2 protein-coding genes are annotated in these 5,963 nt (G+C 43.1%); one reads left to right on the forward strand and one right to left on the reverse strand.

The window, feature by feature from the left end; translation table 11 throughout:
- The first annotated feature begins 432 nt into the window (after window positions 1-432).
- Entirely contained in the window at window positions 433-2,700 is a 2,268-nt protein-coding gene (locus Q0277_RS11200; protein ID WP_366517338.1) for a molybdopterin-dependent oxidoreductase, read from the forward strand.
- Between the two features lie 940 nt (window positions 2,701-3,640).
- Here the strand turns inward: Q0277_RS11200 and dctP are convergent.
- Complete coding sequence (gene dctP / locus Q0277_RS08980) at window positions 3,641-4,834, reverse strand: TRAP transporter substrate-binding protein DctP (RefSeq protein ID WP_297997389.1); 1,194 nt, start codon at window positions 4,832-4,834, stop codon at window positions 3,641-3,643.
- Window positions 4,835-5,963: the final 1,129 nt, after the last annotated feature.

A 5,963-nucleotide genomic window follows, 5' to 3' on the forward strand; every position in this document is an offset into this window, starting at 1 on the left:
AGTTATTGCATTTTTTGATTTCTTTTTTCATTTTAATAACATCATCATCAAAATTCAGTTCTTTTAAAAATTTTTTACTAAAAATTTTGGTGTAATTATATTTAAGTCCGTAAAAAAATTCCGTCATTTATCTGACGATATTTGGAATTTATTTGATAAATTTGCTTTAAAAGCTTAAATTTAAAAACTAATTTCTTATTTAAACCGGTTCGTTGATTATTTGCTTAAAAATTCTAGTATATCAGTATTAAAGTATATTTTAAAATTTAAATTGCTATTTAAATTACCCCAACTTACTCCTAATTATAATTGAAAAAATTCTTTTAGCTTAAGACAAAATTTCAATTTTATTTTAGGTAAGAATTTATATAATTGTGCCGAAATTGCATATATGGTAATTTTGCATGTTTAGTATTTTCGAAAGGAGAAAATATGGCGAATAAAGGCAAGGTCATATGCCCTTATTGTGGCACAGGCTGTCAAATCGAGCTGACTGCGGAAGACAATTATATCAAATCTGCAACCGGCGTAAGCGACAACCCCGTAAATCAAGGTTGTTTATGTTTGAAAGGTTATTACGGATGGAATTACGTAGGCTCTAGAGATAGGCTTACTACTCCGCTAATTCGTAAAAAGAATGGCAAATTTAGTAAAGACGGCGATTTGGTCGAGGCTAGCTGGGACGAAGCGCTTGATTTGGTTGCTAAAAAGATGCTCGAGGTTAAAGAAAAATACGGTGCCGACGCGATAGCCGGAAACTATTCCGCACGCTGTACGCATGAGGATAACTACGTAGCGCAGAAGCTACTTAGAATTTTAGGCACGAATAATATCGATCACTGCGCGCGCATTTGACACGCTCCGACTGTGGCAGGTCTTGCCAAAACAATCGGTAACGGAGCGGCTACAAATAGCTTTACTGAAATCGGAACTCACAGCAACTGCATTATGATGATCGGCTCAAACCCGGAAAATGGCCACCCGATCGTAGCTATGCACGTTCAAAGAGCGCTAAACAGAGGCGCCAAACTCATCGTCATTGACCCGGTTAAGACGGAATTTGCAAATCGCGCAGATATCCACCTCCAGCTTGAGCCGGAGCACAATATCCCGGTTATAAACGCTTTAATCCATGCTATTATCGACGAGGATTTGGTAAATCACAAATTCGTTGAGAAATACACCAAGGGTTTTGAATATGTAAAAGAGGCGGTTAAGGATTATTCGCCTGAAGCCGTAGCCAAATACACTAGGTTAAACGCTGAAGATATTAGAAAAGCAGCTAGAATTTACGCCACTACGCGACCTGCGGTTATCACGCACGGAATGGGTGTAACTCACTTCAACCACGGCGTGGGCGCGGTATGCGATATTTCAAATTTAATGCTCGTAACGGGCAACGTAGGCGAGCTAGGCAGCGGCGATCTACCGATCCGCGGACAAGAAAACGTTCAAGGCTGCTGCGATATGGGAATGCTTCCTAACGTATTTACCGGCTATAAAGCTGTAACCGACGAGAGTGCCCGTGATTGGTTTGAGCGCCAGTGGAATTTACCAAAAGGTCATCTAAACGGCAAGATCGGTATTCATAAAACCGAAGTGCCTGACGCAATTCTTGATGGTAGGGTAAAATTCTTCTGGACGATGGGCGAAAACCCGGTTATGACCGATCCGAACGCAAACCACTTCTTGCGCGCGATTTCGCAGGTAGAGATGTATGTGATCCAAGATATTTTCTTAACTGAGACGAGTCGCAAAGCAGATGTCGTGCTTCCTGGAGCTTGCAGCGGCGAGAAGGAGGGTACTTATGCTAACGCCGAGCGCCGCGTACAGCATAGCGAGATTGTAGTTGCCCCTCCGGGACAAGCTAGACAAGACTGGGCTATCATCTGCGAGCTTGCCAGACGTTTAGGTCTAGGAGATTATTTCACATTCCAATCTCCAGAGCAGATTTGGGAAGAGGTGCGCAGGGTAGCTCCGCACAACTACGGCGGAATGAGCTATTACCGCATCAAAAAATACCACGGACTTCACTGGCCGTGCCCTGATGAGAATTCTATGGGCGGACCTGCATTGTACCTTGATAAAAAATTCTTTACCCCGGACGGTAAAGGAAATTTCGTCCCAGTTCTATTTGTGGATGATAAGAGCAAGATCGAAAGCGCCAAAGAGGAATTCGCAAAGCGTATGAATATGCCGAAAGATTATCCTGTAATGGCGGGCTCCGTGGACGAGAAGACCGATGCAGAGTTCCCGATCCAGCTTCTAACTACGCGTAAGGTTTACGAGTACGCGGGAGGCGCGATGACTAGGCGCTCTAAGACCGTCGAGCAGGGCGGCGACGCGATAGGACCGATTGCGGAAATGAATCCGAAACTCGCCGAGCGATACGGAATTTCGCAGGGCGATTTCATCGTCGCGTGGAGCCGCTACGGCTATATCGCGATCAAGGCGGACATCACAGAGTGTATAATGGACGGTATCATTCAGATGTCTTATCACTACTGGGAGAGCTGCTGCAACGAGCTAACTAGCGGCGGCTGGGATCTCATCGCCAAAACGCCTACATTTAAGGCAGCGATTCAGATTAAAAAGATCGACGAAGAGGAATTTTTGCGTATCCGCGAGCTTAAGCGCATTAAATTTCAAACCAATAAAGTCGTTTACGACGACTTCCACCACCATCCGATTAAATTCTAAGAATTTAATCTTATCCATAGATTCGGGGGCTATGCTTCCGAATCTATTTTTTAACAATCAATTCAAATAATATGAAATTTTGGCGATCTAGCCGTCTTGCGATATTTTAAAGATCAAAAATTTCAAGAATTCAATAAATTTCGTGGTATTAATACGCTTTTTTGCGTAGTTGCACTATCGATAAAAGGGCATAGAAATTTATCTGCTATTTCATTTAATAGATGCGACGGCAGAGACCGGGGATTCGTGATTTAACAAATCCTAATAAATTTAGTCTTAATCAGAGCGGCATAATAGAGTAAATTTTAAAGATAAGCATGATAATAAGACTATTTTATCGCGGCGAATCTTACCAAATTACATTATTGATTAAATTTTAACGCGCGCAGGCTGATTTTATGCGAATTAGCCTATATTATCAAGTAGCGCTGCAATTTTAATAACGCAAATGCGATTTTTGTGATTTTGATAGATGAATGCAAAAGGCTCATAGGCTTTTTAAAGCGCTAGACACGGCTTTTAGTCTTAATAATGGCCGCAAATGCCGATTTATGGCATAGCTGAGTAGCTTCGCGCTTCGTCTGAAATCCATAAATTTTGATTTTAAAATTCCGAATTCCGTCGTGCTTGGAATTCACAATTTTTAGAATTTTGTTTCATCGCGTGTTTTTGGCGTTCTATTTTCACGCGGGAGCCCTTTGCTGCACTAGATAGCGCTGCTTGCGATGTTAAAGCTATTGCGCCAAAGCTGCTGCCTGCTTGCGAACCAGATTTATGAACTGGGCTCTGATATTGAAGTTATTGTGCCAAAGCTGCTGCGGCAGAATTCCATCTACTTTATTTAAAAGTAGTTAGAATTTCTGCCGCTTGTCGCGCCTGAGCTACTTATTGTGCCGGTCTGTTCGTCTCGCTTTAATTTTTATCGCTAGCAGCACCCACTTTACTTTGTCGCTCCTAAATTTTTGCCGTCCGTCGCGTTAGAGTCGCTCGCAGCGCTGTGATTTTCGCTGCTTGCAGAATCTGAGCTTGTCGTACCGCTAGAGTCTGCGGAGATTGGATTTGCTGCACTTTCGCCTGCGATACCGCTTACGTTATTTATGTAGGCTACGGTGCTTATTTTGTTCCATTCTCTACCGATTTTCAAAAACGCGCGCTGGCTGTCTAGGATCTCTTTAAACATCGGATCTTTCGCCGCTTCTTCGTCTAAGATTTCATTCGTTGCTTTTTTAAGCGCGGCTATCACGTCTGCAGGGAAGTCGCGCACCTGCACATCCGGAAACTGCGCTTTTAGCTCCGCCCAAATGCGAGCGTTTTCGTAAAAGCCCTTATTTTGGAAATTCTCTCCGGCAAGTCTTGCTGCAGCCTCTAAGATCGCTTGAAGATCCGTAGGCAGCTTCTCTAGCGCCTTTTGATTTACCAGCAGTTGGCAGTCTCCCATAGGCTCTTGCCAGCCTGTGTAGTAGTATTTAGCCACTTTGTGAAATCCAAGTGGCATATCATAGACGGGGCTTACCCACTCGACCGCGTCGATCGTGCCCATCTCTAACGCCATAAATAGCTCGCCCGTAGGCACCGTGTTTATAGTAGCGCCCAGCTTGCTCATCACCTCTCCGCCTAGCCCCGGTATGCGGAATTTAAGCCCTTGCAGATCCGCGACCGAGTTGATCTCTTTTTTAAACCAGCCGCCCATTTGCATGCCGGTAGATCCCATCAAAAAGGTCTTCATGCCGTATTGCGCGAACATCTTATCATTAAGCTCTCGCCCACCACCATAGTAATACCACGCGTGCTGCTCATCAGTAGTCATACCGAAAGGCACCGCCGTCCAGAGCATAGTTTTAGCATCTTTGCCTTTATAATAATAAAGCGAAGTATATCCTAGATCGTATTGACCGCTTTTGACGAAGTCGAATACGCCAAAGCTTGCCTTGTGCTTGCTCGGTGTGTCGATGCGGATCTGAAGCCTACCACCGCTAAGGCTTTCGGCATAGTTTTTAAAATCCTCAGCAGCAGCGCCCAAAACGGGCGTAGTCGCCTCCCACGTACTAGCAAGTCTTAGGCGATATACCTTATCGTCGCCGAAAAGCTGCGAGCCCAAAAGCATGAGACATGCAAACAAAAAAATCTTTTTCATTTATATCCTTTCATAAAGTTTTAAATTCATAAAATTTCAAAATTTAGCGCGCCGCCGGCTTAAAATTTACTCGGTCCCGCATTACTGCTACGAAATTCTGATTCGCGGTGTCTATTTTATCGACACGTTGCTTTGGCTTTGCTATTCTATTTTACTACGCTTCATCTTATAGGCACCTTGCTTTGCAGGCGTCTTATTTCGCGACATTTTACTTCTTAGCGCCCTGCCCAAGCTTTTTATTTTACTATGCCTGGCTTTGCGACGATAGAGTGCCGCGTTAGTTTTAATTTTGCCACGTTCGGACGTTACCGCACCTGCACCATATCTAGCGATAATATTTTATCAAGCGCGCTTGCTTAAAAGCCTCTGGCGCGGATCTTCTTCTCTTAGAAATGACAAAAGTATCTTAAAATGCCATCTCTGCGCTTTTGCAGATAAAATTCTCTTTTTCTTTCAAAGCGAGCTTTGTCATTTCAGCAAGCTTAGACGCTACGCCATTTCTTTGATCTTAGACGGCAGAATCGTGCTTTTAAATTTAAAATTCCACGATCAGCGCACTCTTTGTACCGCGTCGGCAAGCGGAGATCGCGCCTTTATATTTGAATTTTGCGCCTTAGTTGAGCGCAAAATTCCGCGCGGAGTTTTGATGCAAATTCCTCGCGAAACCTAGATTAGAATTTTACGCAGAGCCACCCCGCGTTGTCTAAAATTTTTTACAAAATTCCGTGTCACAAAATGCATTTAAAAATTTTAAATCTGCTATTGCGCGGAATTTCTTAGCGTAAATTCTAAGCCTTGAAATTTTGCTCTTGTTTGACAGCATAAAATTTTAAAACAAAATTCTGTAGCCGCCATGCCTTAAAATTTTATTCGCAAAGCCTACTTGCTAAATTTTAAAATTTTAAATCTAAACCCGTAAAATTCCGTATTTCGCATTCCGTATTTTAGAAATTCTATTTCGCAAAATTTTATCTCGCGGATTTATCGCTCCATAAATTTCTGCGCTAAATGAAATTTTACTCCGCATAGTTTGCGCTTCGTAAAATTCTAGCTCGCGAAATTTTGCGAGCTAGCCCTTATTTTCAAATAACTCTGCGTGTTTGCCGCGCAAAAACTGCACCACGGCGAT

The sequence above is a fragment of the uncultured Campylobacter sp. genome (genome assembly GCF_938030815.1).
Taxonomy (GTDB): domain Bacteria; phylum Campylobacterota; class Campylobacteria; order Campylobacterales; family Campylobacteraceae; genus Campylobacter_B.

What these genes read in the sequence shown, in the direction of transcription:
- dctP (WP_297997389.1), bottom strand. Translation starts at nt 4,834, where the DNA reads ATGAAAAAGATTTTTTTGTTTGCATGTCTCATGCTTTTGGGCTCGCAG.